Here is a 26,699-nt window from a genome sequence, read left to right on the forward strand (position 1 = left end):
AGATCGGCGTCCCGGCGTGATCCGGCGCACGTTAGGATTCTCGGCATGAGTAGCGATTCGCGCGCCGCGGTGCCCGCTGTGCTGGGTACCCCGTTGACCGATGCCGCCGTCAAGGTCTTGATCCTCGGTGCCGGTGAACTGGGCAAAGAGGTCACCATCGCCTTCCAGCGGTTCGGCGTCGAGGTGATCGCCGTCGACCGTTATGCCGACGCTCCGGGGCACCAGGTCGCGCACCACGCCGAGGTCGTCGACATGACCGACGCCAAGGCCGTCACCGCCGTGATCGAGAAGTACAAGCCGGACTTCGTGGTGCCCGAGATCGAGGCCATCGCCACCGAGGCCCTCGGCGACATCGAGGCCCGCGGCGTCGCGAAGGTGGTGCCGTCGGCCTTCGGCGTCACCGCCACCCTGAACCGCGAGCGCGTCCGCCGGTTGGCCGACGAGGACCTCGGCATCCCGGTGCCGCCGTACCTGTTCGCCGACTCGGCCGAGGAGCTGCGCGAGGCGACCGAGAGCATCGGGTTCCCCTGCGTGGTCAAGCCGATCATGTCCTCGTCGGGCAAGGGCCAGACCATCCTGTCCGGTCCGGAGGACGTGGACAAGGCGTGGGAGACCGCGACGACCAAGGCGCGCGTGGCCAACACGCGGGTCATCGTCGAGGGCTTCGTCGACTTCGACTACGAGGTGACGCTGCTGACCGTCCGCTCCCTGGATCCGCACACCGGTGGCGTGGTGACGCAGTTCTGCGCCCCGATCGGGCACCGGCAGGTCGACGGCGACTACGTCGAGAGCTGGCAGCCGCAGCCGATGGAATCCTTCGCGATGGCGTCGGCGACGTCGATCGCCGCGCGCATCACCGGCGCCCTCGCCGGGGACGACGTGAACGGCGGGCTCGGCATCTTCGGCGTCGAATTGTTCGTCAAGGGCGACGACGTGTACTTCTCCGAGGTCAGCCCCCGCCCGCACGACACCGGCCTGGTGACCCTCGCCAGCCAGCGCCTCAGCGAGTTCGAGCTGCACGCCCGCGCCATCCTGGGGCTGCCCGTCGAGGTCACGCTGGCCTCGCCCGGTGCCTCGGCGGTCATCTACGGCGACCGCGACGAGCCGGCCATCGGTTTCGAGAACGTCGCCGGCGCGTTGAGCGTCCCGGAGACCAGCGTGTGGCTGTTCGGCAAGCCCGAGTCGACCAATCGCCGTCGACTGGGCGTCGTGACGGCCACCGCCGACGACATCGAGGAGGCCCGTCGTCGCGCCGGTGAGGCCGCCGCGCAGGTGCGCGTCGTGTCGACCGGGGCGGCCAAGCGACCGGCGGCGAAGAAGACCGCCGCGAAGCGCACGGCGGCCAAGCGGACCGCCGCCAAGAGCACGGCGACCAAGGGTGCGGCGAAGAGCACGGCCGCGAAGCGGACGGCGGCCAAGAAGACCGCCAAGCCCGCCACCTCCGCGGCGAAGTCCGCGGCCAAACCCGAGTAGCCCTCGGTGCCGTTCTGGGGCGAGGCGCTCGTCGGCCTCGCCATCGTCGTCGGCCTGCTGGGCATCGTGTTCCCGGTCCTGCCCGGCGGGATCATCATCGCGGCCGCGATCGGGGTGTGGGCCTTCGTCGTCGGCGGATGGGCGTGGGCCTTCTTCGCCGCCGCAGCCGCGGTCATCGTGGCCGCCGAGGTGGTCAAATACTTTGTCGCCGGTCGCACGCTCAAGCGTGCGGGCGTGCCGAACCGCACGGTGCTCGTCGGCGCCGTCGTCGGGATCATCGGGTTCTTCGTGGTGCCGTTCGTCGGCCTGATCCTCGGGTTCGTCCTGGGCGCGATGCTGGCCGAGCTGGTGCGCGGGTGGAGTCTTGAGAACGCCTGGCGCGGTGCCGTTGCGGCCACCAAGGCGGCCGGGGCGAGCATGCTCGTCGAACTCGCCGGCGGCCTGACCGCGACGGCGATCTGGCTGGTCGGAGCGTTTTCCTTCTAGGTCGCCACCGGGCGATCAGTGCGCGTCCGGATTCGTCGCAAAGGCGTGGACGACGAGGTCTTCAATCCGATCCGACACATTCGTGCCGGTCGGCTCGTTCTCGTCGACCCAGTGCGCGAGTTGGCTCTGCTGGATCGCCAGCAGCGCCCGGGCGTAGGCGTCCGCGTCGCCGGCGCGCACCGAACCGTCGGCGATGCACCGGTCGAACAAGCGCTTCTGGGTGTCGAAAGTCTGGTACCAGATCGGCGAGAACGACGGGTTCTCCGACGACCACGCGCGGCTCTCGCGCAGCTCCATCTTCAGATAGTTCGGGTGCTCGACGAAGTACTGGTTCGCGCCGCGGACGCCGAGGATCAGTGCCTCCAGCGGCGTCGTCGCGGGGGCGGCGACGGTCTCGGCATGGGCGACCAGCGCCCGACGGTGGCCGTCGCAGACCGCGTCGATGATCTGCTGTTTGCCGTCGAACACCGAATACAGCGTGCGCGGCGCGATACCGGCGGCTGCGGCGATGTCCTCGACCTTCGTGTTGTCGATGCCGTCGGCGAAGAGTTCTTCGGCGCACTCGAGGACGACCCGGCGGTAGGCATCCTTCTTGGCGAGCTGTGAGCGGCTCTGTGTACGTGCCGGCATCGCGCCGCGGCTCCCGTTCGTGGTCGGCGATCCGAGGGGTCGGATCAGCGTGACATCTCGCCGCAGTTGACCATCAGGTGTTGACCGGTGATCGCCCGCGAGAGATCCGAGTTGAAGAATACCGTCGCGTCGGCGACCTCCCGATCATCGGCGATCCGGCGCAACGGGAACTTCCCGGCGATCTCGTCGAGCACGGCCTCGCGCGTGGTGTCGCCCTTCTGGGCCCGGTAGTCGACGAGCATCTCGACGTTCGGGCCCCACATCCAGCTCGGGATGACGGTGTTGACGCGGATCTTGTCCGGCCCCAGTTCGTCGGCGAGGTAGTACATCGTCGACAGGAGCGCCCCCTTGCTGGCCGCATACCCGGCCTGGGGCATCGCCGGCTTGAAGGCGGACTGGGTGCCGATGAGGACGATCGATCCGCCGCCGGCGGCCTTGATCGCGGGCACCGCGGCGCGCAGGATGCGCAGGGCGCCGATCACGTTGGTGTCGTAGGCCTTGCCCCACTTGTCCAGATCGGCGTCGAAGAGGCCGCCCCACGCGTCCTCGAAGGCCGCGACCTGGACCAAGGCGTCGACCGATCCGAAACGCTTGACCGCCGCGTCGATCAACGCCGCGCACGATTGATCGTCGTTGATGTCGGCGACGTGCGCCAGTACGCGCTTGCCGGTGGGGTCCAGTTCCGCGGCGACCTTCTCGATGCGGTCGGCCGAGCGGGCCGCGATGACGACGTTGGCGCCCTCCTCGAAGTGGGCGGTGGCGACTTCGACGCCCAGGCCGACTCCGACGCCGGTGACGACGACGGTCTTGTTCTTCATCAAGTCGGCCATGGTGAGAATCCCTCTGTCGTGGTCGAAGGCTGTACGACCGCACTGGTTTATAACTATGCTGTTACTTCGTAACATGATGATGTTAAAACAGGCAAGAGTCCATGGGCGAGGAGTCTGGGAATGAGCAAGCGCGTAGTCGTGTGGGGAACCGGGTTCGTGGGTCGGATGGTGATCGCCGAGATTCTCGACCACCCCGATTTCGAACTCGTCGGGGTCGGCGTCAGCAACCCCGACAAAGTCGGCCGCGACGTCGGTGAGATCTGCGGTCTGCCGCAGCAGGTCGGCATCACGGCGACCGACGACGTCGAGAGCCTGATCGCGCTCAAACCCGACGCGCTGGTCCACTATGGACCGACGGCCGCACACGCCGACGCCAACATCGATCTCATCGGCCGGTTCCTGCGCGCCGGCATCGACGTGTGCTCGACCGCGATGACCCCGTGGGTGTGGCCGCAGATGAAGCAGAATCCACCGAATTGGATCGAGCCGATCGAGCGGGCCTGCGCCGAGGGCAAGGCCTCCTGTTTCACGACCGGTATCGACCCGGGCTTTGCCAACGACCTGTTCCCGATGACGCTGATGGGCCTGTGTTCGAAGGTGCGCACGGTGCGCGCCTCCGAACTGCTCGACTACACGAACTACGAGGGCGACTACGAGTCGGAGATGGGCATCGGCCGCGAGGCCGACTTCAAGCCGCTCCTGGAGTACCCGGAGATGCTCATCATGGCGTGGGGCGCGACCGTGCCGATGATCGCCCATGCGGCGGGCATCGAGCTCGACGACATCACCACGACCTGGGACAAGTGGGTGACGCCCACCGATCGGGAGACCGCCAAGGGTGTCATCAAGGCCGGCAACGTCGCCGCCGTCCGGTTCACCATCAACGGGGTGTACCGGGGTGAGACGCGGATCCAACTCGAGCACGTCAACCGCATCGGTCGCGACGCCGCACCCGACTGGCCCTCGGGCACCACCGACGACGTCTACCGGGTGGACATCGAGGGCACGCCGAGCATCTCCCAGGAGACCGCCTTCCGGTTCACCGACGGCTCGGGCCGCGATGCGGCGACGGCCGGCTGCCTGTCGACCGGGCTGCGGGCGCTCAACGCCGTCCCCGCGGTCAACGACCTGCCGCCCGGGTGGGTCACCCCGCTCGACCTCCCGTTGATCGCGGGGCACGGCACGATCCGATAGGTCGTGGCGAACGGGGGGCGACGACGGCCGAAGCCCGTCGCCGCGCCCTAGGTCAAGTCGGGACCTACTCGCGACTACATGGAGCCGATGTGCGCCTGTGACTCGATGAGGCCTTCTTCGCTGGGCTTCTCGCCCTTGTCGAAGACGCGGTCGTACTGCTTGGCGCGGAAGTCCAGGTGTGCTTCCTGCGGATTCGCGTAGCCGTACTTTTGCTGCGCCTCCCGGGGGGTCATCGTGACCGTCGACTTCGGGGGGATCCCGAGCATCGCCGGAACGGCCGACGGCAGGGCCGGGCTGGCGATGACGCTCGTCAGGAAGTACTTGAGGACGAACGACCGCTCGAGCACCTGATGGATCAGCCACGTCGGCGGAGTGAAGACGGCGTCGGTGACGCGCCCCTGCCGAATGCCGAGCAGCTCCCGCATGTACTGCGGGTAGGTCGCGATCACGCCCTTGGACAGGATGTACGTGAGCGGCAGGAACGGAAGGCGCTGGAGCTTGGACATGGTCGGCGGCAGCGCGACGTGTAGCGACAGGATGTACTTCACCATGTCGACGGCGGCCTCCGACGAGGCCAGCTGGGGTCGCTTCTCGGCGAAGTACGCGCGGACTTCGTCCCTGCTGCGCGGCACGGTGGCCGGATCGATGGTCTGCAGTTCGGCGGCCCGGGCGCACTCCGCCCAGTACTGGTTCTCCTCGGCCTCGGTGAGCTTGCCGCCGCCGAACTTCTCGTAGCAGTACAGGATCGAGTGCCACGCGGTGACGTGGATCCACAGCTGCGAATCCGGGTTGTTGGCGTCGTAACGCCCGCCGGTGACCGGATCGGTGCCGATGGCCTTGGAGTGGACCTTCACCAGGACGTCGGCGGCCTTGGCCGTCGGCCTGGAGGCTCCGAAGCTGACCTGGCTGAAGTAGGACATGGTCCGCCCGTAGCGCGAGTGCGTCCGATAGCGGACTCCGCCGGACTGGACCACGGCCGCGGTGAGGTTGGGGTCGAGGTGCTCGATCGTCACCGAGCGGACAAATCCCAGGACCAGCGACGTCGAGTGTGACCAGACCTTCCAGGACATCGAGTCGGGGCCGAAGAAGCCGTAGTCGTCGGCCGGCTCGTAGCGCGCGGCGAGCTTTTCGCGGGTCTTGATCAGCGGGACTCGCGGCCACGTGTACTCAGACATTGCTGTACTCCTCGATGCGGGGCTGTGGATGGCCGGGCACACCAAGTGCCAACCATGACAATGAGCATTGTAATGGATGGTCCCGGATTGCGAGGAGTTTGCGCCTTAACGCGGTAGTCCGTAGCCGACGATGCCCTTGACGGTGGCCAGGTCGTAGCTGTTGATGCTGATCGCGATCGGCGGCTCGTTGCCGCCCAGCGTGGTGACGCGATTGCCGTCGACGGCGATCACGGTGTTGGTGTGCTGCTTGAAGCGGTTGGGCGGCGAGTACAGCACCACGTCGCCGGGCTTCGGGTGGTAACCGGGACCGCGGAATCGACCGACGGATTGGTAGTACTCGGTCAGGGTGGCGACCCCAGGGATCCGCCACGAGCCGTTGCCCGGATTGCGGACCGGGCTGCCGGCCTTGCGCTGGGTCCAACTGACGAAGTCGGCGCACCACGGCTCGCGCACACCCTGCGCGTAGTACTCACCCGCGTGCGGGTGGTCGTACTCGGTCCGCAGGACGGAGACGATGCGACGGCGCACCGGGGAGAGCCCGGCGGCGGTCGCGGGGAAGGCCGGACGGGCGACGCGGTGGACCCCGATCGAGTCCAGAGCGCGCTCGGCGAGGTTGTCCCCATGGGCGGTGGACTGGCAGCCGAGGACTCCGGGGATGGCGACGAGGGCGGCCGCCAGTGCGATCGCGCGACGGTGCTTGTGCTTCGGGGTGGCTGTTTCCATGGGATCCGATGGTACCGAGCCGTCGCATGGTCCCGTCGATTCATCGGCTCGATCAGCGGGACCGCCGGCGGATGACTACGGTCGGATCCATGTCACCGCAGCGCGCAACGGACCTGACCATCGAGCAGCAGGCTCGACTGACCAGTGGTGGGGGTTACTGGACCACCAAGGCCGAGGGCGGTGCCCGCTCGATCCTGCTCAGCGACGGCCCCAACGGACTCCGCAAGCAGGAAGGTGCTGCCGACGCGTTCGGCATCGCCCAATCCGACCCGGCCACGTGTTTCCCACCGGCCGTCGGCCTCGCCCAGACCTGGAACCCGGAACTGGCCGGAAAGGTGTCCGGCGCCTACGGCGAGGAGGCCCGCGCCGCGCAGGTGGCGGTGGTCCTCGGCCCCGGCATCAACATCAAGCGCTCACTGCTGGGCGGTCGCAACTTCGAGTTCTTCTCCGAGGACCCCCTGCTGACCGCCGCGGTGGCGACCGCCTGGGTCAACAGCGTGCAGAGCAAGAACGTCGGCGCCTCGCTCAAGCACTTCGCCGCCAACAACCAGGAGACCGACCGCATGCGAATCTCCTCCGACGTCGACGAGCGGACCCTGCAGGAGATCTACCTGCGTGCCTTCCGCCACGTGGTCAAGCAGGCGCAGCCGTGGACCGTCATGTGCTCCTACAACCGGATCAACGGCGTGCACACCTTCGCCGACCGCGGTTTGATGACCGACACCCTCCGCGCCGACTGGGGCTACCAGGGCCTGGTCGTCAGCGACTGGGGCGCCATCGCCGACCGGGTGGCCGCGGTTGCCGCGGGGACCGACCTGACCATGCCGTTCCCCGGCGAGGCCGACGACAAGCTCCTCGCCGAGGCCGCCACGACCGGCAAGCTCGACGCGACGGCGCTGGCCGAATCCGCCCAGCGCGTCCTCGACCTCGCCGCCAAGGCCGGTGAGCCCGACGCGACCGCGACGTTCGACGTCGACGCCCACCACGCCATCGCGCGGGAGACCGCCGCCCAGGCGCTCGTCCTGCTCCGCAACGACGCCCCGGCCACGGGTGGCGAGCCGCTTCTCCCGCTCGACCCGGCCGGCGACCTGCTGGTGATCGGTGAACTCGCCAAGACCCCGCGCTACCAGGGTGGTGGTTCGTCGCACGTCTTCCCGACCAAGGTGGACATCCCGCTCGACGCCATCACCGCCCGCGCCGGGGGAAAGGTCACCTTCGAGGCCGGGTACTCCACGGAGAAGACCGACGCGAAGGCCGCCGACGCCGCGGTGGCCGCGGCGAAGAAGGCCGGCACCGTCCTGCTGGTGATCGGTCTGGGCGACAGTCAGGAGTCCGAGGGCTTCGACCGCAAGAACATCGACCTGCCCGCCGACCAGGTGGATCTGGCCCGGCGCGTGCTCGAGGCCAATCCGCGCACCGTGGTGATGGTCTGCCACGGCGGCGTCGTCGATCTGACCGCGATCGGCTCGCCCGCCCTGCTCGACGCCGCCCTCCTCGGTCAGGCGGTCGGCTCGGCCATGGCCGACGTCCTGTTCGGCGACGTCGACGCATCGGGCCGGCTCGCCGAGACGGTCCCGCTGCGCCTGCAGGATTCCCCGGCCTACCTCGAGTTTCCCGGCGAGTTCAGCCACGTCACCTACGGCGAGGGCCTGTACGTCGGTTACCGCTGGTACGACGCCCGCGACATCGACGTGGCCTTCCCGTTCGGATTCGGCCTCTCGTACACGACCTTCGAGTACTCCGACCTCGCGCTCACGGCCGGTGATGACGGCGTCACGGTGACGCTGAACGTCACCAACACCGGCGACCGGGACGGTCTGGACGTCGTCCAGGCGTACGTATCGGTCGAGCAGTCGGTGGTCGCCCGCCCGGTGCGGGAGCTGAAGGGCTTCGCGAAGGTCGCCGTCGCCAAGGGGCAGACGGTCCCGGTGACCATCACGATCAGCCGCGACGACCTCGCCTACTGGAACATCCACCACCACCGGTACCTGGTCGAGGGCGGCACCTACACGGTGGCGGTGGGCGCCTCCAGCCGCGACCTGCGGCTCACCGGCACCGTCGACGTCACCGGGGACACGCCTCCGCGACTTCCCCTCACCCTCGACTCCTCCCTCACCGAGTGTCTGGCGGATCCGGCCGGCGCCAAGGTCTTCGGGCCCCTGGTCGACCAGCTGACCGCGAAGATGGGCGGCGGGGACGCCGGCAAGGGAATCGGCACCGACCTGACCGCCATGATGGGCCCGACCCCGGTGGGCCGCGCCGCCAAACTGTCCGACGGTGCGATCTCCACCGAGCAGATCCAGCAGCTGCTCGACCAGGCCAACACCGCGGCCGGCTAGGGGTATCCCTTCCTTGGTGACTTCTGTGAGGTCACTGGCCGTGTGCTGATTCGCGTAATCCCCGGTTGGTCGATGTCGACATACTTCGTGGAACGGCCGTACCGTGCGGCCGCACTCGACACATGGGAGGCAGAAATGCGCAACTCCACCACCCTGCGCCGGGGCCTGATCGCCGCCGCCGCATCCACCGCCCTGCTTGCCTCGGCGGCCACCGTCGCCGGACCCGCCAGCGCCGCGAGCCCGGGCGAGCTCCAGATCCGCGGCGGCATCGAATGCCACTTCGGCCAGAAGGGCTCCACCTGGAACAACCTCTGGTACCAGGTCCGCTGGATGACCGTCGTCAACGTCGGCGGCACCACCATGCACAACGTGAGCCTGCAGGAGATCAACGGCCCGCGCGTGACCGTCCGCGAGATCAAGCCGGGCAAGTCGATGTCCAAGTGGAACACCAAGACCAAGCGGTGGCAGCGGCCGATCGAGACCCGCTGGCCCGGCTGCGTCCCCACGTCGATCAGCGGCTACACCTGGGGCGACACCTACGACGACCTCAGCAACAACTTCGGCTACTGGAGCACCAACATCGATCGCCCGGCCAACCCGCGTATCCCGGCTCCGCCGGCCACCGGGTCCTGACACCCAGCCGGTCGCAAACCCGACAGTTACGGACAACCCCACACCGAAATGGTGTGGGGTTTGTCCCGTTCTGTGGGGTTTACCCCCGGGGCGGTCAGGCCTTGCGGACCTTGTCCGGCTCCGAGGCGGCGAGCATCTCCTCGCGCTCGACGACCTTGATGCGCTCACGACCCTCGGCGGCGCCCAGCGAGCGCTCGTGCTCGTCGAGGCGGTACCAGCCGTCCCAGGTCGTGAACGGGATGCTGCGCTCCTCGAGCAGGGCGATGACCGACTCTTCGGAGGCATCGTCGGGGGTGCCGAGCTTGCCGTCCTTCATGTCCTCGACGATGCAGTCGACGGTCTCGTTGGCGTCGCCCTTGGTGTGGCCGATGAGTCCGACGGGGCCGCGCTTGACCCAGCCGGTCGTGTACAGACCGGTCAGGTGGGCGCCCTCGTCGAAGATCCGGCCGGCCTCGTTGGGGATGACGCCCGCATTGGTGTCGAACGGGATCTGCGGCAGGTTGTCCGAGAGGTACCCGACGGCGCGGTAGATCGCGGTGACGTCCCAGTCGGTGGTGCGGCCGGTCGGCTGCACGTTGCCGGTGCCGTCAAGCTCGGTGCGCTCGGTGCGCAGGCCGACGACCTTGCCGTCCTCGCCGAGGATCTCCACCGGGTTCTCGAAGAAGTGCAGGAACAGCTTGTGGATGGCGCCCTGCTTGGGCTCGCGGATCGCGTAGTTCTCGATGATCGTCGCGACCTGGTCGGTGATCTTGGAGCTGCGCCGCGCGACGGCCGACCCCTCGTCGTACTCGATGTCCTCGGGGTTGACGATGACCTCGATGTTGGGGGAGTGGTCGAGCTCCTTGAGCTCGAGCGGGGTGAACTTGGCCTGCGCCGGGCCGCGGCGGCCGAAGACGTGCACCTCGATCGCCTTGTTGGCCTTGAGGCCCTCGTACACGTTGGCCGGGATCTCGGTCGGCAGCAGCTCGTCGCCGGTCTTGGCGAGAACGCGCGCGACGTCGAGGGCGACGTTGCCGACGCCGATGACCGCGACCTTCTCCTCGTCGAGGGGCCAGGTGCGCGGGAAGTCCGGGTGACCGTCGTACCAGGCGACGAACTGCGCGGCGCCGTAGCTGCGCTCGAGGTCCACGCCGGGGATATCCAGGCCGCGGTCGTCGGTGGCGCCGGTGGAGAAGATCACCGCGTCGTAGTGGCGCTTGAGGTCTTCGAGTGTGATGTCGGTGCCGTAGTCGATGTTGCCGAGCAGACGGATCTGCGGCTTGTCGAGCACCTTGTGGAGGGCGTTGATGATGCCCTTGATCCGCGGGTGGTCGGGGGCCACCCCGTAGCGGATCAGACCGAAGGGGGCGGGCATGCGCTCGTACAGGTCGATGCTGACGCCGCGGTCGGCCAGATCGTCGTGCTTCATCAGGGCGTCGGCGGCATAGATGCCGGCCGGGCCGGCGCCGATGATGGCAACGCGCAGCGCGCGGGATTCGGAGCTCATGGCTTCTACGGTAGGTGGTCGGCGGCGGCTGCCAAAATGGCGGATCGGCGTCGGGGTGAGGTTTGCCTCAATTTCCCGGCTGACCTGGGCGGGCATATAGTGAATCGTTGTGGCTGATTCCCCGGACGATGACATGGGCCGATTGGACGCAGAGCTCGACGAGCGCGACGCTCCGACCCGGGCACCGATCATTGCGGCGCTGGTCGTCATCGCAATTTTGATCATCGTGATTCTAATTGCCCAGTGGACGCACCCCTTCAGTAGCCGCCTGAGCCCCGAGGATTCGGTGCGCGTCGCGATCAACGATCAGTACACCGCGCGCAACGCACTGAACTACGAGTCCTATCAGCGGATCACCTGCGCGCCCAAGATCGAGCCGCGCGAGGCCTTCCTCGCCGAGAACCAACGCTCGCGCGACGAGAACGGGAAGATCGTGATCCCGCAGATCAACGACGTGGTGATCGACGGCGACAAGGCGACCGCCTCGGTGGTCTGGAACTTCGAGAAGAAGCCCGACGCCAAGACGACGACGCCGACCACCCTGGTGCGCCAGGACGACGGATGGAAGGTCTGCTCATGAGCTACGCAGGCGATGTCACGCCCACCGAGGCGTGGGAGCTGCTGGAGAACGACGAGAACACCGTGCTCGTCGACTGCCGTACCACCGCGGAGTGGAACTTCGTCGGTGTTCCCGACCTGGAGATCATCGAGAAGAAGACGATCTTCGTCGAGTGGTCGATGTTCCCGTCCGGCGAGCCGAACCCGCGCTTCGTCGAGCAGCTGCGCGATTCGGGCATCACCGACGACAACCGGGTGCTGTTCATCTGCCGGTCGGGAAATCGGTCCATCGGCGCGGCCGAGGCGGCGACCGCGGCCGGCATCAAGCAGTCGTTCAACGTGCTCGACGGCTTCGAGGGACACCTCGACGAGTACGACCACCGCGGCGCGACGGGCTGGCGCGCACTGAATCTTCCGTGGCGACAGTCCTGAGCTGGGAGGCGGATGAATGACTGACGACATCTTCGGCGAGTTGCCCCCGGGCGTCGGCCCGGACACCATCGCGGTGCACGGCGGCACGGCGCGCTCGGGCTTCCAGGAGACCTCCGAGGCGCTCTACCTCACCAGCGGCTACGTCTTCGACTCGGCCGAATCGGCCGAGCGGGCGTTCACCGGTGAGGAGCAGCGGTTCGTCTACTCCCGCTACGGCAACCCGACGGTCGCGATGTTCCAGGAGCGGCTGCGGTTGCTCGACGGTGCGCAGGCCTGCTTCGCGACCGGCAGCGGCATGGCCGCGGTCTTCGTCGCGCTCGGGGCGCTGTTGAAGGCCGGCGACCGGCTGGTCGCCGCGCGCAGCCTGTTCGGTTCCTGCTTCGTCATCTGCAACGAGATCCTGCCGCGCTGGGGCGTCGAGACCGTCTTCGTCGACGGCGAGGACTTGGCGCAGTGGGAGGCGGCCCTGTCCGAGCCGACCACCGCGGTGTTCTTCGAGACCCCGGCCAACCCGATGCAGACGCTCGTCGACATCGAGGCGGTCACCAAGCTGGCCCACGCCGCCGGTGCGAAGGTCGTGCTCGACAACGTCTTCGCCACCCCGCTGCTGCAGCACGGCTTCGACCTGGGAGTGGACGTCGTCGTCTACTCGGCCACCAAGCACATGGACGGCCAGGGCCGCGTCATGGGCGGGGCCATCCTCGGCGACGAGGAGTTCATCAGCGGTCCGGTGCAGAACCTCATGCGGCACACCGGCCCGGCACTCAGCCCGTTCAACGCGTGGACGCTGCTGAAGGGTTTGGAGACGATGCGGCTGCGCGTCGACGCCGCCGTCGAGTCGGCGCTGAAGGTCGCACAGTTCCTCGACGACGACGAGCGCATCTCCTGGGTGAAGTACCCGTTCCTGCCGTCGCACCCGCAGTACGACCTGGCGCGCAAGCAGATGTCCGGCGGCGGAACCGTGGTGACCTTCGAGATCGCCGACCGTGGCGGCAAGAAGGGCAAGGAGCGCGTTTTCGAGGTGCTCAACAAGCTGCGCGTCGCCAAGATCTCCAACAACCTCGGCGACGCCAAGACCCTGACCACCCACCCGGCGACCACCACTCACCGGGCGATGGGACCCGAGGGGCGCGCGGCCGTCGGCATCACCGACTCGGTCGTGCGGATCTCGATCGGCCTGGAGAACGTCGACGACCTGATCGCCGACCTCGACCAGGCTCTGGGTTAACCGCCGGTCGGCGCGGGACGGGCGTCCTCTTGCGCCGGGAGTCCGCGCAACAGCACGTCGAGGAACAGGTCGAAGCGGGGCGTTCCCTCGCCGAGGTCGTAGTCCGCGTGGTCGGCGCCGATCCAATGGACCACGCTCATGCCGAACACGAACCAGCTCTGTTCGGCCATGTCCTCGGATGCGCCCGCCATCCGAAACGCGGTGAGGACCCGGTCGCGCAGCCGGCCGAAGGACTCGGGGTTGTGTCGGTGCGGTGCGGCGACATGGGCCGCATAACCGGGTACGGCGCGGAACTCGTCGTGCATCTTCCACGCCAGGTCGCGTAACCAGTCCCGCCAGGTCGCCTCGGTCGGCTCGGTCGACGGCAGGATGCGTTCGACCATGACGTCGCTGATGAGGTCGAAGAGGCCGTCGCGATCGGGGACCCAGCGGTAGAGCGCGGAATGCGAGACGCCCAACCGCGTGGCGAGCTCGCGCATGGTGAGCGTGTGCAGGTCCGACTGCAGCGCGGCGGTGACGATCGCCTCCCGGCTGAGTCGCGCCGGTCGACCCGGCGCGGGAGTCGATTCGCGCACGTCGACAATCCTACGTCTTCCGTGCTCGTGGTCGGGTCGCGGTTGCCTATTAGTGACCAATGGTCTCTAATGGGTTAGGTTCACCTAATCAAATCCGATCGGAGAAGTCCCATGATCTGTCTCCCAATCAACGGCGGTGCCTGATGTGGATCCTGCTGGCCCTCGGCGGCGCCGCGGCGTTTCTCGGCCGACGACTGAACCTGCGGGACGGCGACGGAGGGCCGACCGCGCGCGCCATCCGGATCGCCGCACCCGTCCTGTTGGTCGCTTCCCTCGCGGTCGCGTTGGCGCAGACGATTGTCGTGTCGGTCCTCGGCGGCCTCGCTTCGGCCTTGCACACGGACACGGTCGGCGTGACCTGGCTGCTCACGGCATTCATGTTGGCGTCGGCGGTCGCGACGCCGATCGGCGGCAAGCTCGGCGACTTGTTCGGCTACCGCCACGTGATGGTCGGCGGACTGGTGCTGCTGGTCGTGGGCAGTGCCGTTTCGGCCTTCGCCGTCGACCACGGCTCCTACTCCGGCACCCTGGTCGGTCGGGTGATCCAGGGCCTGGCCGGTGGCGTGTTCCCCTGTGCGTTCGGCTACGCCCGCGAGGTGCTGCCACCCGCGCGCCTGGGGAGCGTGGTGCCCGCGCTGAGCGCGATGTTCGGCCTCGGCGGGGCCGTCGGCATGTTGGCCGCGGGTCCACTCGTCGACCGTGGCGGTGTCAGTGCGATCTTCTGGACGGTCGTTGTCGTCGCCGCATTCACCCTCGTGCTCACCGTCGTGTTGCCGACCGGGGGTGAGCGGATCCGTCGCGGGGCCGTCGACGTCGTCGGTGCCGTCCTCCTTGCGGCGACCCTGGTGGCACTTCTGCTGGCCGTCAGTCAGGGCCGCAATTGGGGCTGGACGTCGCCGGCCGTCATCGGACTCCTCATCGGTGCCGTCGTCGCGGCCGCCCTGCTCGTGGTCGTCGAGAGACGCGCCGCCGAGCCGCTCATCGATCTGCGACTGCTGGTGGGCCGCGATCTGCTGGCCGTCAACGCCGCGACGATCGTGGTGGGTGCCGGGATGTTTGCCGCGGTGACCCTCATCCCGCTGTTCGCGCAATCGCCGCGACAGCTCGGCTACGGGTTCGGCTTCAGTGCTTCGCGCACCGGCCTGCTGATCCTTCCGATGGCGGTGTTCATGGTGCTGGCCACGCCGATCGCTCCCCGCGTTGCGGCCCGCTTCGGCTCCCGCACCGTCTTTCAACTCGGTGCCGCGCTTGCCGCGCTCGGCCTGGTTCTCCTCGGCCTGTGGCACGAGAGTCCGGTCGAGGTCGCGGTGGGCGGGGCGATCCTGGGGCTGGCCTACGGATTGGCCTTCGGTGGCCTGGGCAGCCTTGTGGTCGGCGCCAGCCCGCCCGAGCAGACCGGTGCAGCCACCGGGATCAACACGATCCTGCGCACGGTCGGAGGTGCGATCGGGACGGTCGTCGCCGCCACGATCGTCGGAGCAAGTGCGCCCGCACCGGCACGGCCGCCGACCGAGTCGGGGTACACCTGGGCATTCCTGGTCTCCGCACTGATCGCGGTGAGCGCATGCCTGATCGCCGCCGCGATTCCGAGGCCCGATATCCATGAGCCTCATGTGTAGTTCCAACACGACGAAACAGGGTCCAACACCGGATGGTGTTGGACCCTGTCGCGTTGTGTTGGATCTTCGCAGCTACTTCAGCGAGACCTTCGAGCCGTTGGAGAACATCGAGTCGTGCAGCTCCAGGGCTGACGGAACGGCATTCTTGGGGATGTCGAAGACGAGCTTGACGTTGACCTCGTTGCCGGGGTTGATGTCGTCCCAGATGGGGATGTCCGAACCGCCGAGGGCGAGCTGGGCGGTCGTATCGGTGCCGTGTTCGCGGCCCTGCTGATCGACCAGCTTCTGCGACGACGGGTCGAAGCTCTGCTTCTTGTCGCCGATGTTCTTGACGGTCACTGAGACGATCGCGAACTGTCCCTGGGCCTTCTGCTCCAGGATCGACTCGCCCACCGACGTCTGGCCGGTGTCGACGTTCGTGACCACAAACTCGAACTTCCCGTCACGAACAGGCTGGTTCAGCTTGGCGTCGCCGTCGTCATGCTTCTCCTCGGCCTGCGTCTCGCCTCCGCCGGCGGGGGCGTTGGCGGTCGGCGTCGAGGACTTGTCCGACTTGTCACCGCCGCCGGATACGGCGACGCCGATTCCGCAGAGGGCGATGATCGCGACGATGATGCCGATGATCAGACCCTTCCGGGACTTCTTCTCGGGGGCTGCGGGAGGCGGGTAGCCTCCCGGCGCCGGGTAGCCACCCTGGGGTGGGTAGCCGCCGCCCTGGGGCGGGTATGGCGGCTGCTGGCCGGGGCCTTGAGGTGTGGACATTGAGGGGTGCTCCCGTCGAGGTATGTGTAACAACATGTTGTGCGTAAGGAAACATACAGTTCGAATCCGACGGAATGAACGAAAAGGTCGTTTTGGGCCTTAAACGACCAATGTCGGATCGGCGCCGAGGGCGCTAAGAGCCGTGCCGAACTTCGCGGTCGTTTCGGCCAACTCGGCGGCAGGGTCGGAATCGGCGACGAGGCCGCCGCCGGCCCACGCGGTGACGCGGCGGGCGTCGGCCCCCAGCTGGACACACCGGATCGACACGACCCAATCGCCGTCGCCGTCGGCGCCCGACCAGCCGACGGCGCCGCCGTAGAAGCCGCGGCTCCCCTCGTACTCCGCGATGATCGCGGCAGCGGCGTCGGTCGGCGTCCCGCACAGCGCCGGCGTGGGAGACAGTGCGAGCGCGAGGTCGAGCGAGGTCACCGCTTCATCGGCGAGGACCCCGGTGATCGGGGTGGCCAGGTGCCACAGCTCGCCGGTCGACAGCAGCGTGGGCTCGACCGGCGCATCGAGCTCGGTGCAGAACGCCCCCAACCGCTCGCGCAGGAAGTCGACGACGAAGGCGTGTTCGGCACGGTCCTTGGCCGACCCCCGCAGGGCGGCCGCCCGCTGCTCGTCGACCGCCGGGTCACTCGAGCGCGGCATCGTGCCGGCATACGGCCGGCAGCTGACCTCGCGCCCGCGCCGGCGGACCAGCAACTCGGGGCTCGCGCCGACGATCCACCGACCGGCGTACTCGTCACCGGCAGCATCGAGGGAAGCGGCGAAGGCGTTGTGGGCGGCGTTGCCGTTGGCGAAGGCGGACGCGAGTGCGACCGGCTCCAACGGCTCGTCGACCTCCAGCTCGAGGGCCCGCGCCAGCACGACCTTCCCCGCGTCCCCCGCACGGATCCGCGCCACGACCTCGGCGACGCGCCGCTCGTGCTCGGCGGGCTCCGGGTGGTGTGCCAGGACCCGCACGTCGTGCCGCTGGGGCCACGCGGGGCGGATGGGGTTGTGCTCGACGACCAGCTGCTCGGGCTCCCACAGTGCGACCGGGTTGCCCGGGGTGAACGGGAGGGCCCCGACGATGCCGGTGCACCCACCGGTGCGCAACGCGGCGGCCGCCTGCTCGGCGTCGGAGAAGGCGCGCACCCGCCCGGCGCCGCGGACCGATCCCGGGCGCCCGGAGAGGAGGAAGGTCGTCTCGGGGGGTCCCACGGGTTCACCGTATCGCGGGCGTGAACCGGCTGACGGACCCCGCCCGCGGCGCCCAAGTAGTGTCGGCCTGGTGAGACAACCCGACAGTCCGGCGATCGCGACCGCCGCCGGCGCCCCGGTCGACGGGCCGGCCGGGCAGGCACTTGCGTTGGGGGCGCCCGAGGCGGTGCGCTACCGGACGTACTGGAACTCCGCCGGGTTGCCCGACGCCGGCCCCGGCGACCCGCTCACCATCCGCGCCGACGAGCGCCGACGCCTCCAGCGGATCCTGGGTGAATCGATCCATCGCCAATCCTGGCTCGACGCGGCCGACGACTATCTGCGCGGCAAGCACATCAACGCCACCGCCGGCGAGCGTGCCCTCGACATCCGCGAGGACGTCCTGGACGACCGTCGCGACGCGTACCTCGACGTCGACGAGTGGCTCGCCGCCGTCGGGGCCGCGGCGACGGAGAAGCAGTGGCCCGACGAGGAGACCGACGCCGTGTCGCGCGCGGTCGTCAAGGCGTTCCAGATCGAACGGCAACTCACCGATGACGGTCGCCTCGCGCCGGGGCGGCGCGTGTGGACCTACATGGCCTACGACCTGGCCGGTGCGGTGTACCTGGTGCAGGCCGGACTCCGATTGGGTTTCGCCGATGCGCCGTTGGCCGCCCAGATCCTCGACGCCGCGCGCGACAACGCCGCCGCCATCTTCCCCGACTGGGAACAGTTCGGTGCCAGCTACATCGCCGCGCACTCCTGCCTGCACGGCAGCTATCCCTGCGATCACGTGTGGCGGGAGGCCTCCGCGGCGGTGACCGCCCTCCTGGGCGACCCGGGAAGTCCGTGGGTCACGTTGCCCTTCCCGTCGGCGGTCGGGGACGCCGCCGATGGTTGACGGACCCGACGCAGGCGACGAGTTCGCCGACATCGCCGCCGCCTTCCGTGCCTCTGCCGACGACGCGAGCGGCGACATTGGCTGGGTCCGCACCACCGACCAGCCGCGGGTGGCCGGCGCCGCACTGGCCGAACACGCCGCCCGCGACATCCCCGTCGATCCCGACGGCCCGCTCTACGGACACCTGGCCCAGGGGTTGGCGCTGGGCGCGCTGTCGGCCGTCGGAGCCGGGGCACCGTGGAATTCGTTGACCGACGTGGGCCTGCCGGCGTACATGATGCGCATCGAGCTGGAGCAGACGTGGGGCGTGCACGACTCGGAGGACTGGTTCGCCTCGATGGCGTCGATGATCGGCGGGCAGGAGTTCGTGGAGGCCGAGGCGATGCTCGACGCGCGCTCGGCCGCAGTCGCCCGCGGCGACTACCGGCCCGACGACCACGACGACCTGTGGCGCCAATGGCTCATCGACCACGACTACGACGCGGAGGTCTATGAGGGCACCCGGGAGCGCCTGGCCCAGGTGAACGTCGTCGACGACCGGCTGCGCGACTGCGGGCTACTCGCGCCCGGCGCCCGCGTCACCACCATCGCCGGATACGTGATCGCCTGGTCGGTGCGCCTGGCCCGTGGGGGCGTGGTCGCCGGCTATGCGCCGCCGGGCGAGGCGGTCCACATGATCATGGCCGCCCGCGACAGTGCCGCCCGCATCTTCGGCTCGTGGACCGAGTTCGCCGTGTCCTGCGTCGCGGGAACCCTGCTGCACCACAACATCGGGTGGGACGAGCTGCGCGGCTCGGTCGCGACGCTGCTGTCCGTCGACCACAGCCCGTGGCGTGCGCTGCCCTTCCCGCTCAGCGACCTTCCGGCGGTGAGGCCCGATGAGCCCTGAGAACAGCCCGGATAACGGCGACACCCCCGAGGGGATCGCCGCCGCGATGGCGGCGGACTACACCGACGCCGCCATCCCCGTCGACCCGGACGGCCCGCTCTACGGGATGCTCGCGCAGGGCCTGGCCCTCGGGGCGCCGCTGACGATCATGGGCTCGCACACGCCGTGGAACTCGGTGCGCGACTGCGGCGACTACGACACCGACGACTGTCGCGAGCTGCTCATGGAGGTCTGGGGACTGCCGACCGAGGAGCGGTGGCTCGAAGTGATCGGGCAACTGGTCGACGGCGAGTACGGCAACGGCGAGGCCTATTGGGCGGTGCGCGCCCGGACCATGGCCCGGCGCCGCCTCGGGGTGTCCATGGTCGACGACGACACCTGGCGGGCGCAGATCGACGAGATGTTCGCCGAACCCGAGCAGCGCAAATACGTCGACCCGATCAGCTCGGCGATCGAGCAGGTGCACGTCGCGGAGAACCAGATGCGTGCGGCGCACGTCTTGGACGCCGACGAGCAGGTCGAGCACTGCGAGGCCTACGACTACACGCGCGCGGTCGCCGTGGCCCGGTGGGGCGTGCGGTACGGCTGGGGGACGCCGAGCGTCGTGCCCAACGTGGCGGTGGCCGTGGCCCGCCGCGCGTCCTACGACTACTCGTCGTGGCGCGGCTACGCCCTCGGCTGGGATCTGGGCCGCATCGTCACCTACCCCGACACGTGGGGGCGGCGCTTCGCCGAATCCATCGCCGCGCTGCGGCCGTTGCTGGACTCGCCGGCGTCACCGTGGAACAACCAGCCGTTCCCGGTGCCCGAACAGTGGGACAGCGACGACGACGTCGACGACGGGGAGGACCCGGCGGTCAGTGACCCTGGGTCTTGAGGCGCTCGACGGCCTCGTCGAGGACCTTCTGCGCCTGCTCGCGGCCGACCCAGCCACCGGGGGTGACCTCCTTGCCGGGCTCGAGGTCCTTGTAGTGCTCGAAGAAGTGGGCGATCGCCTTGGTCTCGAAGTCGCTGACGTCGCCGATGTCCTGGATGTGGTCCCAGCGCACGTCGTCGGCGGGCACGCACAGCAGCTTGTCGTCGCCACCGGCCTCGTCGGTCATCGTGAACATGCCCACGACGCGGGCCTTGACCGTGCAGCCGGGGAAGACCGACTCGGGCAGCAGCACCATCGCGTCCAGCGGGTCGCCGTCCTCGCCGAGGGTGTGATCGATGAACCCGTAGTCGGCGGGGTAGCCGAACGACGTGTAGAGGTAGCGGTCGAGGAAGACCCGACCGGTCTCGTGATCGACCTCGTACTTGTTACGGCTCCCCTTGGGGATCTCGATGATGACGTCGACGGCCACGGTTGTTCCTCTCGTTGGTCGGCTCTGAGCCGGTTCAACGATACTGTTTACCCCAAGGACCGACGACGCGGAGGTAGTGGTGGCCGACACGGGCAAGCTCGTGGCCGACAAGGGCAAGCGCAAGACAGCACGCTGGGCGGTGGTCGGTCTGTTGGTCGTGGCGCTGATCGGCGGCGGTGGGGTCGTCGCGGGCAAGACGATCATGGCCGGCGAGAAGGTCCCGGAGGGCACTCCGGCGCGACCGGACCTGATCACCCCGGCCCCGCAGATCGTGCCGGTCAAGCCCGACGCCCCCGTCCCGACGACCGCCGGCCTGGCCATGGCGCTGTCGAAGGTGTCCGCCTCACCCGACCTCGGCCAGCTGACCGGTCAGGTCTCCGACCCGGTCACCGGCACGGTGCTGTGGGAGAAGAACCCGGGCAAGCCGCTGATCCCCGCGTCGAACGCGAAGGTGCTCACCGCGGCCGCCGCACTTCTCGGGATGGACCAAGACCGGCGCCTGACGACGACCGTTGTGGCCGGCCCGAACGGTCAGGTCATTCTCCGCGGCGCCGGCGATCCGACGTTGTCGGCGCAGCCGGTCGGCGCGGAGACCTTCTTCACCGACGCGCCGCGCATCGCCGACCTGGCCCAGCAGATCAAGGCCGCCGGCATCAAGGTGAAGTCGGTCGCCATCGACACCTCGCTCTACTCGGGCCCGACGATGGACAAGACCTGGGATCGCCGCGACATCGCCGGTGGCGACATCACCCCGATCAAGTCCCTGATCGCCGACGCCGGGCGTGACGACCCGCTCGACGAGTTCTCGCCGCGCACCGCCGAACCGTCGACCGACGCGGGCAAGGCCCTGGCCAAGGCGCTCGGCGTCGACGGCGACATCGCGAGCGTCCGCGCGCCGGAGGGCGCCAAGCAGCTGGCCTCGGTGAAGTCGGCGACGCTGGCGACCCGCGTCAACGACATGATGCGCTTCTCGGACAATGTGCTCGCCGAGACGCTGGGGATCGAGCTGTCGCTGTCGCGCGGCGGCCCGGGCACCCTGGCCGGCGGCGCCGACGCGGTCCGCAAGACGCTCGCCGACAAGGGGTTCGACACCACCGGGGTCACCCTGCGAGACACCTCCGGGCTGTCCTACGGCAACAAGGTCCCCGCCCGCGTCCTCAACGACATGATGTCGGGCATCGCCGGCACCCGGTACCCGCAGCTGCGCGTGCTGCTCGACGGCCTGCCGATCGCCGCCGGCACCGGCACCCTCGCCACCCGCTTCAACCCGAAGAAGACCTCCGGCGCCGGCTGGGTGCGTGCCAAGACCGGCACGCTGACCGGCGTGAGCTCGCTGACCGGGATCGTGCAGACCGTCGACGGCCGCGTGCTGTCCTTCGCGATGATGTCCAACGGAACCTCCCCCGAGGAGGCGCGCCCGGCGCTCGACGCCGTCGTCGGCAAGATCCGCGATTGCGGCTGCCGGTGACCGATCCCGAGCGCTCCGCCGATTCCGCGGCACCGCCCATCGACTGGGGGATGGCCGCCGGGATCGGCCGGCGACTCGCGCGGGGCGGACCGGCGATGACCCAGTACACCCGCGACCAGGTGTACGCCGAACTGGCCGACGCCTCGGCCCGCGCGGAAGCCCCGGTGCGCGAGGTCACCGGGCTCGCCGACGGGCTGGCGGTGCCCGCCGCGCGGATCGTCGACCGCGGCGAGTGGATCGCGGCCGCCGCCGACTCGATGAGCTCGATGCTCGGTGCCTCCGGATCGGATGCGGAACCGGCGCCGGCGACGTCGGAGGGCCTGATGTCGGCGCTCACCGCGAAGGCGGGCGGCTTTCAGGCCGGTGGGCTGCTGGCGTTCCTGTCCAGCGCCATCCTCGGCCAGTACGACCCGTTCACCGCCGACCCGGCGACAGGGGAGGACGGGGTGCTGCTGCTCGTCGCGCCCAACATCGTGAGCGTGGAGCGCAAGCTCAAGGCCGTGCCGTCGGACTTCCGCCTGTGGGTGTGCCTGCACGAGGTCACCCACCGCGTCCAGTTCTCGGCCAACCCGTGGCTGCGCGACTACATGGTCGACAACATCGCGACGCTGACCGCGGCGGGCGACGAGACGACGGCGCAGCTGGTCAACCGCGTCGCCTCCGCCGTCCGCAACGACAAGCCGCGCGAATCGGGCGTGCTGGGGGTCATGCAGCTGCTCCAGTCGCCCGAGCAGTACGACGCCTTCACCAACATGATGATGCTCGGCACCCTGCTCGAGGGCCACGCCGATCACGTCATGGACGCCGTCGGGCCGGCCCACGTGCCGACGGTCGAGCGCATCCGCGCCGGCTTCGACGCCCGCCGGACCGCCCCGCGCAACCCGATCGCGCGCATCATGCGCGCGCTCATCGGCATGGACGCCAAGATGGCGCAGTACATCCGGGGGAAGGCCTTCACCGACCACGTCGTCGAGAAGGTCGGCATGCCCGCCTTCAACACCATCTGGACCGGCCCGGAGACGCTGCCGAAGCCCGACGAGATCGACGAGCCGGACCGGTGGATCGCTCGCGTGCTCTGACCGCCGCGGTCGTCGACTTCGTCTCCGCGCACCTGCACGGCGACCGTCGCGTGTGTGTGGCCCTCTCCGGCGGGCCGGATTCCCTCGCCCTGACCGCGGCGGCCGTCCACGCGGGATGTGAGGTCCTCGCGCTCGTCGTCGACCACGGGCTGCAACCCGGATCCGCCGACGTCGCCGAGGGTGCCGCCGTCGCCGCGCGCGGACTCGGCGCGCAGGCGCGGGTGCTGCCGGTGACGGTCGGTTCCGACGGGGGTTTGGAGGCCGCGGCCCGATCGGCGCGCTACGCCGCGCTCGACACCGCCCGGCAGGGGCGCCCGGTACTCCTCGGGCACACCCTGGACGATCAGGCCGAGACGGTGCTGCTCGGACTGGGTCGGGGATCGGGTCCGGCCGCGCTGTCCGGGATGCGCCGCTGGCGCGCCCCGTGGGGGCGCCCCCTGCTGGACCTGCGCCGCGCCGACACCGTCGCCGCCTGCGCGGAGTGGGGGCTGGCGCCGGTCGATGACCCCCACAACGCCGACCCGAGGTTCACCCGGGTGCGCGTGCGCACCGAGGTGCTGCCGTTGATGGAGGACGTCCTCGGCGGCGGCGTGGCCGCAGCGCTCGCCCGCACGGCAGACCTGCTGGCCGACGACGACGCCTTCCTGGGCGAGATGGCCGACGAGCTGGCGGCGGCGGTGACCGACGGCGACGACCTGCTCGTCGCGCCCCTCGCGGAAGCCCCAATCGCGCTGCGGAGTCGGGTGTTGCGGGATTGGTTGCGCGCGGGCGGGGCGAGGGAACCGACGAGCCGCATCATCGAAGCGGTCGAGGACCTGGTCACCGGTTGGCGCGGGCAGGGACCGGTGGCCGTCGGCGGCGACCGGGAGCGCCGCCTCGAGGTCGTGCGGGACGGGGACCTTCTGGTGTGGCGCACGAGTGCGCGCGACTAAGGTGGGCCGGGTGAGCAGCCATCCCTACGGTGACGACATCGAAGCGGTGATCATCACCGAAGAGCAGATCAAGCAGCGCACCGCCGAGTTGGCGGAATCGGTGGCCGAGAAGTTCCGCGACGCCCCCGACGACCTGGTCCTCATCGGCGTCCTCAAGGGCGCGATCATGTTCATGACGGACTTCGCCCGGGCGCTCCCTATTCCGTCGCAGATGGAGTTCATGGCGGTGTCCAGCTACGGGTCGTCGACCTCCTCGTCGGGAGTGGTGCGCATCCTCAAGGATCTCGACCGCGACATCGCCGACCGGGACGTGGTGATCGTCGAAGACGTCATCGACTCGGGCCTGACGCTGTCCTGGTTGATGAAGAACCTGGCCACCCGCTCGCCCCGCTCGCTGAGCATCTGCACGTTGCTGCGCAAGCCCGACGCGGTCAAGGTGAATCTGGACGTCGCCGACGTGGGTTTCGACATCCCCAACGACTTCGTCGTCGGTTACGGCCTCGACTATGCCGAGCGCTACCGGGACCTGCCGTTCATCGGGCGCCTCAAGCCCGCGGTCTATCAGGGCTGACCACCGCAGATCCCGGCGGCGCGGACTCCGCGTGCCGGGTAACCTGGTGGGAACTCTTTGATGGGAAGGACGATGGCGGCCCGTCGGCGTCGCCGCACCACGTATGAACCGTAAGACTGTCTTTCGCAATGTTGCGATCTTCGTCCTGATCTTGCTCGCCCTGTGGGGTTGGAGCTCGATGCGCGACAACTCGCGCGAATACCGCGCGGTCGACACCTCGATCGCGCTGTCGCAGCTCAACGCCAAGAACGCCAAGTCGGTGCAGATCGACGATCGTGAGCAGCAGCTGCGCGTCGAGCTGAAGAACCCGATCCAGGTCGACGCCAAGTCGTCGCGGGACAAGGACAAGAAGGAGTCCGCCGACAAGATCTCCACCAAGTACCCCGCGCGCGGCGCCGACTTCGTCTTCGAATCGGTGCGCCAATCGGGCGCCCAGTACCAGACCAATGTGCGTCAGGACTCGGCCCTGGTGCAGATGCTGGCCCTGATCCTGCCGCTGATCCTGCTGGTCGGCCTGTTCCTGTTCATGATGAACCGGATGCAGGGCGGCGGTCGCGGCGGCGTGATGGGCTTCGGCCGGTCGCGCGCCAAAGAGATCACCAAGGACATGCCGAAGAACACCTTCGCCGACGTCGCCGGTGCCGACGAAGCGGTCGAGGAGCTCTACGAGATCAAGGACTTCCTGCAGAACCCGGCGCGCTACGAGGCGCTGGGCGCGAAGATCCCCAAGGGCGTGTTGCTCTACGGCCCGCCCGGTACCGGTAAGACCCTGCTCGCCCGCGCGGTGGCCGGTGAGGCCGGCGTCCCCTTCTTCACGATCTCCGGCTCGGACTTCGTGGAGATGTTCGTCGGTGTCGGCGCCTCGCGTGTGCGCGACCTGTTCGAGCAGGCCAAGCAGAACAGCCCGTGCATCATCTTCGTCGACGAGATCGACGCGGTCGGCCGCCAGCGCGGCGCCGGCTTCGGCGGTGGTCACGACGAGCGCGAGCAGACCCTGAACCAGCTGCTCGTGGAGATGGACGGCTTCGGCGACCGCTCTGGGATCATCCTGATCGCCGCGACGAACCGCCCCGACATCCTCGACCCGGCGCTGCTGCGCCCGGGCCGCTTCGACCGGCAGATCCCGGTCAGCAACCCCGACATGCGCGGGCGCGAGGCGATCCTCAAGGTCCACGCCAAGGGCAAGCCGTTGGCCGCCGACGTGGACCTGGCGGGTCTGGCCAAGCGGACCCCGGGCATGTCCGGCGCCGACCTGGCCAACGTCATCAACGAGGCCGCGCTGCTCACCGCCCGCGAGAACCAGACCGTCATCACCGCGGCGACCCTGGAAGAGGCCGTCGACCGTGTGATCGGCGGACCGCGGCGCAAGAGCCACGTCATCAGCGAGCACGAGAAGAAGGTCGTGGCGTACCACGAGGGCGGTCACACGCTGGCCGCGTGGGCGATGCCCGACCTCGACCCGATCTACAAGGTCACCATCCTGGCCCGCGGTCGTACCGGCGGTCACGCACTCGCGGTTCCCGAGCAGGACAAGGACCTCATGACGCGGTCGGAGATGATCGCCCGCCTGGTCATGGCGATGGGTGGTCGCGCCGCCGAGGAACTCGTCTTCCACGAGCCGACGACCGGGGCCTCCTCCGACATCGACCAGGCGACGAAGATCGCCCGGGCCATGGTCACCGAGTACGGCATGAGCTCCAAGCTCGGCGCCGTGCGCTACGGCCAGGAGCAGGGCGACCCGTTCATGGGCCGGTCGATGGGCGCACAGGCCGACTACTCCGACGAGGTCGCCTCGCAGATCGACGAGGAGGTGCGCCGCCTGATCGAGGCCGCGCACAACGAGGCGTGGGCGATCCTCGCCGAGCATCGCGACACCCTCGACGTGCTGGCCACCGAGCTCCTGGAGAAGGAGACGCTGACCCGCAAGGACCTGGAGAAGATCTTCGAGGGCGTCGACAAGCGTGAGCGCATCACCGACTTCAACGACTTCGGCGGTCGCACGCCGAGCGACAAGCCGCCGGTGAAGACGCCGGGCGAACTCGCCATCGAGCGCGGCGAGCCGTGGCCCCCCGAGCCCGAGCCGGTGCCCGAACCCGAGCCCGCGCCGCAGGCGCAGCCGGTCGGCCACCCCCAGGCCGTGGCCCAGCCGACCGCCTCCGGCGTCGACTACGGCGCCCCGGCGGGC

At 69.2% G+C, this 26,699-nt stretch carries 26 protein-coding genes; 17 read left to right on the top strand and 9 right to left on the bottom strand.

Annotation, left to right across the window (positions count from 1 at the left end):
- Nucleotides 1-45: 45 nt before the first annotated feature.
- On the top strand, nt 46-1,473 hold the full coding sequence (gene purT, locus QM634_RS03130; protein ID WP_415041317.1) for a formate-dependent phosphoribosylglycinamide formyltransferase: 1,428 nt from the start codon (nt 46-48) through the stop codon (nt 1,471-1,473).
- 6 nt (nt 1,474-1,479) lie between these two features.
- Nucleotides 1,480-1,959 carry a DUF456 domain-containing protein gene (locus QM634_RS03135; protein WP_415041318.1) on the top strand — a complete coding sequence of 160 codons (480 nt, stop codon included), beginning with the start codon at nt 1,480-1,482 and terminating at the stop codon, nt 1,957-1,959.
- Nucleotides 1,960-1,974: 15 nt separating this feature from the next.
- Here QM634_RS03135 and QM634_RS03140 read toward each other — a convergent pair whose 3' ends face one another.
- Nucleotides 1,975-2,589 carry a TetR/AcrR family transcriptional regulator gene (locus tag QM634_RS03140; RefSeq protein WP_415041319.1) on the bottom strand — a complete coding sequence of 205 codons (615 nt, stop codon included), beginning with the start codon at nt 2,587-2,589 and terminating at the stop codon, nt 1,975-1,977.
- 44 nt (nt 2,590-2,633) lie between these two features.
- The gene (locus QM634_RS03145) at nt 2,634-3,419 is read right to left on the bottom strand and encodes an SDR family oxidoreductase (RefSeq protein WP_415041320.1); all 786 of its coding nucleotides are present in this window, start codon (nt 3,417-3,419) and stop codon (nt 2,634-2,636) included.
- A 120-nt stretch (nt 3,420-3,539) separates the two neighbouring features.
- Between QM634_RS03145 and QM634_RS03150 the strand changes: the two genes are divergently transcribed.
- Complete coding sequence (locus QM634_RS03150; RefSeq protein ID WP_415041321.1) at nt 3,540-4,613, top strand: dihydrodipicolinate reductase; 1,074 nt, start codon at nt 3,540-3,542, stop codon at nt 4,611-4,613.
- Nucleotides 4,614-4,687: 74 nt separating this feature from the next.
- Here the strand turns inward: QM634_RS03150 and QM634_RS03155 are convergent, their stop codons facing one another.
- Together QM634_RS03155 and QM634_RS03160 are read right to left on the bottom strand one after the other, a co-directional pair.
- Nucleotides 4,688-5,788, bottom strand: coding sequence for an oxygenase MpaB family protein (locus QM634_RS03155; protein ID WP_415041322.1), 1,101 nt, complete (start codon nt 5,786-5,788; stop codon nt 4,688-4,690).
- Between the two features lie 105 nt (nt 5,789-5,893).
- Nucleotides 5,894-6,511 carry a CHAP domain-containing protein gene (locus tag QM634_RS03160; RefSeq protein ID WP_415041323.1) on the bottom strand — a complete coding sequence of 206 codons (618 nt, stop codon included), beginning with the start codon at nt 6,509-6,511 and terminating at the stop codon, nt 5,894-5,896.
- Between the two features lie 89 nt (nt 6,512-6,600).
- Here QM634_RS03160 and QM634_RS03165 point away from each other — a divergent pair, with 89 nt between their 5' ends.
- Both QM634_RS03165 and QM634_RS03170 read left to right on the top strand, forming a co-directional pair.
- Nucleotides 6,601-8,850, top strand: coding sequence for a glycoside hydrolase family 3 C-terminal domain-containing protein (locus QM634_RS03165; RefSeq protein ID WP_415041324.1), 2,250 nt, complete (start codon nt 6,601-6,603; stop codon nt 8,848-8,850).
- Nucleotides 8,851-8,985: 135 nt separating this feature from the next.
- Nucleotides 8,986-9,483, top strand: coding sequence for a hypothetical protein (locus QM634_RS03170; RefSeq protein ID WP_415041325.1), 498 nt, complete (start codon nt 8,986-8,988; stop codon nt 9,481-9,483).
- A 94-nt stretch (nt 9,484-9,577) separates the two neighbouring features.
- Here the strand turns inward: QM634_RS03170 and QM634_RS03175 are convergent, their stop codons facing one another.
- Nucleotides 9,578-10,969: an FAD-dependent oxidoreductase gene (locus QM634_RS03175; protein ID WP_415041326.1), complete on the bottom strand. Its 1,392-nt coding sequence runs from the start codon at nt 10,967-10,969 to the stop codon at nt 9,578-9,580.
- 109 nt (nt 10,970-11,078) lie between these two features.
- Here QM634_RS03175 and QM634_RS03180 point away from each other — a divergent pair, with 109 nt between their 5' ends.
- Genes QM634_RS03180 through QM634_RS03190 form a run of 3 tightly spaced genes read left to right on the top strand, consistent with a single transcriptional unit; the run spans nt 11,079 to nt 13,187 of the window.
- Nucleotides 11,079-11,549: a hypothetical protein gene (locus tag QM634_RS03180; RefSeq protein ID WP_415041327.1), complete on the top strand. Its 471-nt coding sequence runs from the start codon at nt 11,079-11,081 to the stop codon at nt 11,547-11,549.
- Complete coding sequence (locus tag QM634_RS03185) at nt 11,546-11,959, top strand: rhodanese-like domain-containing protein (RefSeq protein ID WP_415041328.1); 414 nt, start codon at nt 11,546-11,548, stop codon at nt 11,957-11,959. The genes QM634_RS03180 and QM634_RS03185 overlap by 4 nt, the downstream gene beginning before the upstream one ends.
- Before the next feature lie 16 nt (nt 11,960-11,975).
- Nucleotides 11,976-13,187 (top strand): O-succinylhomoserine sulfhydrylase, encoded by a 1,212-nt coding sequence (locus QM634_RS03190; protein WP_415041329.1) that lies wholly within the window; start codon nt 11,976-11,978, stop codon nt 13,185-13,187.
- Here QM634_RS03190 and QM634_RS03195 read toward each other — a convergent pair.
- Nucleotides 13,184-13,762, bottom strand: a complete 579-nt coding sequence (locus QM634_RS03195; RefSeq protein ID WP_415041330.1) for a TetR/AcrR family transcriptional regulator — start codon at nt 13,760-13,762, stop codon at nt 13,184-13,186. The genes QM634_RS03190 and QM634_RS03195 overlap by 4 nt on opposite strands.
- Before the next feature lie 143 nt (nt 13,763-13,905).
- Between QM634_RS03195 and QM634_RS03200 the strand changes: the two genes are divergently transcribed.
- Complete coding sequence (locus tag QM634_RS03200) at nt 13,906-15,381, top strand: MFS transporter (RefSeq protein WP_415041331.1); 1,476 nt, start codon at nt 13,906-13,908, stop codon at nt 15,379-15,381.
- A 72-nt stretch (nt 15,382-15,453) separates the two neighbouring features.
- Here the strand turns inward: QM634_RS03200 and QM634_RS03205 are convergent, their stop codons facing one another.
- A complete protein-coding gene (locus QM634_RS03205; RefSeq protein WP_415041332.1) occupies nt 15,454-16,143 on the bottom strand; it encodes a DUF4352 domain-containing protein in 690 nt (229 codons plus the stop codon).
- A 99-nt stretch (nt 16,144-16,242) separates the two neighbouring features.
- Entirely contained in the window at nt 16,243-17,349 is a 1,107-nt protein-coding gene (locus QM634_RS03210) for an isochorismate synthase (protein ID WP_415041333.1), read from the bottom strand.
- 70 nt (nt 17,350-17,419) lie between these two features.
- Here QM634_RS03210 and QM634_RS03215 point away from each other — a divergent pair, with 70 nt between their 5' ends.
- The 3 genes from QM634_RS03215 to QM634_RS03225 are packed head-to-tail and all read left to right on the top strand — an operon-like array spanning nt 17,420 to nt 19,995.
- Complete coding sequence (locus QM634_RS03215) at nt 17,420-18,229, top strand: DUF1266 domain-containing protein (RefSeq protein ID WP_415041334.1); 810 nt, start codon at nt 17,420-17,422, stop codon at nt 18,227-18,229.
- Nucleotides 18,222-19,118, top strand: a complete 897-nt coding sequence (locus QM634_RS03220) for a DUF1266 domain-containing protein (protein ID WP_415041335.1) — start codon at nt 18,222-18,224, stop codon at nt 19,116-19,118. The genes QM634_RS03215 and QM634_RS03220 overlap by 8 nt, the downstream gene beginning before the upstream one ends.
- Nucleotides 19,108-19,995 (top strand): DUF1266 domain-containing protein, encoded by an 888-nt coding sequence (locus tag QM634_RS03225; protein ID WP_415041336.1) that lies wholly within the window; start codon nt 19,108-19,110, stop codon nt 19,993-19,995. Before QM634_RS03220 ends, QM634_RS03225 begins: the two co-directional genes overlap by 11 nt.
- On the opposite strand, the gene QM634_RS03230 is transcribed toward QM634_RS03225, so the two are convergent.
- On the bottom strand, nt 19,976-20,464 hold the full coding sequence (locus tag QM634_RS03230) for an inorganic diphosphatase (RefSeq protein ID WP_415041337.1): 489 nt from the start codon (nt 20,462-20,464) through the stop codon (nt 19,976-19,978). The genes QM634_RS03225 and QM634_RS03230 overlap by 20 nt on opposite strands.
- A gap of 79 nt (nt 20,465-20,543) precedes the next feature.
- Between QM634_RS03230 and dacB the strand changes: the two genes are divergently transcribed.
- The 5 genes from dacB to ftsH all read left to right on the top strand — a co-directional run.
- Nucleotides 20,544-21,932 (top strand): D-alanyl-D-alanine carboxypeptidase/D-alanyl-D-alanine-endopeptidase, encoded by a 1,389-nt coding sequence (gene dacB / locus QM634_RS03235; RefSeq protein ID WP_415041338.1) that lies wholly within the window; start codon nt 20,544-20,546, stop codon nt 21,930-21,932.
- Nucleotides 21,933-21,982: 50 nt separating this feature from the next.
- Nucleotides 21,983-23,011: a zinc-dependent metalloprotease gene (locus QM634_RS03240; protein WP_415041343.1), complete on the top strand. Its 1,029-nt coding sequence runs from the start codon at nt 21,983-21,985 to the stop codon at nt 23,009-23,011.
- Nucleotides 22,990-23,943 carry a tRNA lysidine(34) synthetase TilS gene (tilS, locus tag QM634_RS03245; RefSeq protein WP_415041339.1) on the top strand — a complete coding sequence of 318 codons (954 nt, stop codon included), beginning with the start codon at nt 22,990-22,992 and terminating at the stop codon, nt 23,941-23,943. Before QM634_RS03240 ends, tilS begins: the two co-directional genes overlap by 22 nt.
- A 10-nt stretch (nt 23,944-23,953) precedes the next feature.
- A complete protein-coding gene (gene hpt / locus QM634_RS03250; protein ID WP_415041340.1) occupies nt 23,954-24,514 on the top strand; it encodes a hypoxanthine phosphoribosyltransferase in 561 nt (186 codons plus the stop codon).
- A 103-nt stretch (nt 24,515-24,617) separates the two neighbouring features.
- Nucleotides 24,618-26,699, top strand: a 2,082-nt coding sequence (ftsH, locus tag QM634_RS03255) for an ATP-dependent zinc metalloprotease FtsH (protein ID WP_415041341.1), incomplete at its 3' end; no start/stop codon positions are given.

The organism is Gordonia sp. (in: high G+C Gram-positive bacteria), from assembly GCF_047606305.1.
In the GTDB taxonomy this organism is placed as follows: Bacteria; Actinomycetota; Actinomycetes; order Mycobacteriales; family Mycobacteriaceae; genus Gordonia.

What these genes read in the sequence shown, in the direction of transcription:
- purT (WP_415041317.1), top strand. Translation starts at nt 46, where the DNA reads ATGAGTAGCGATTCGCGCGCCGCGGTGCCCGCTGTGCTGGGTACCCCG.
- QM634_RS03140 (WP_415041319.1), bottom strand. Translation starts at nt 2,589, where the DNA reads ATGCCGGCACGTACACAGAGCCGCTCACAGCTCGCCAAGAAGGATGCC.
- QM634_RS03145 (WP_415041320.1), bottom strand. Translation starts at nt 3,419, where the DNA reads ATGGCCGACTTGATGAAGAACAAGACCGTCGTCGTCACCGGCGTCGGA.
- QM634_RS03150 (WP_415041321.1), top strand. Translation starts at nt 3,540, where the DNA reads ATGAGCAAGCGCGTAGTCGTGTGGGGAACCGGGTTCGTGGGTCGGATG.
- QM634_RS03155 (WP_415041322.1), bottom strand. Translation starts at nt 5,788, where the DNA reads ATGTCTGAGTACACGTGGCCGCGAGTCCCGCTGATCAAGACCCGCGAA.
- QM634_RS03160 (WP_415041323.1), bottom strand. Translation starts at nt 6,511, where the DNA reads ATGGAAACAGCCACCCCGAAGCACAAGCACCGTCGCGCGATCGCACTG.
- QM634_RS03165 (WP_415041324.1), top strand. Translation starts at nt 6,601, where the DNA reads ATGTCACCGCAGCGCGCAACGGACCTGACCATCGAGCAGCAGGCTCGA.
- QM634_RS03170 (WP_415041325.1), top strand. Translation starts at nt 8,986, where the DNA reads ATGCGCAACTCCACCACCCTGCGCCGGGGCCTGATCGCCGCCGCCGCA.
- QM634_RS03175 (WP_415041326.1), bottom strand. Translation starts at nt 10,969, where the DNA reads ATGAGCTCCGAATCCCGCGCGCTGCGCGTTGCCATCATCGGCGCCGGC.
- QM634_RS03185 (WP_415041328.1), top strand. Translation starts at nt 11,546, where the DNA reads ATGAGCTACGCAGGCGATGTCACGCCCACCGAGGCGTGGGAGCTGCTG.
- QM634_RS03190 (WP_415041329.1), top strand. Translation starts at nt 11,976, where the DNA reads ATGACTGACGACATCTTCGGCGAGTTGCCCCCGGGCGTCGGCCCGGAC.
- QM634_RS03200 (WP_415041331.1), top strand. Translation starts at nt 13,906, where the DNA reads ATGTGGATCCTGCTGGCCCTCGGCGGCGCCGCGGCGTTTCTCGGCCGA.
- QM634_RS03205 (WP_415041332.1), bottom strand. Translation starts at nt 16,143, where the DNA reads ATGTCCACACCTCAAGGCCCCGGCCAGCAGCCGCCATACCCGCCCCAG.
- QM634_RS03220 (WP_415041335.1), top strand. Translation starts at nt 18,222, where the DNA reads ATGGTTGACGGACCCGACGCAGGCGACGAGTTCGCCGACATCGCCGCC.
- QM634_RS03225 (WP_415041336.1), top strand. Translation starts at nt 19,108, where the DNA reads ATGAGCCCTGAGAACAGCCCGGATAACGGCGACACCCCCGAGGGGATC.
- QM634_RS03240 (WP_415041343.1), top strand. Translation starts at nt 21,983, where the DNA reads ATGGCCGCCGGGATCGGCCGGCGACTCGCGCGGGGCGGACCGGCGATG.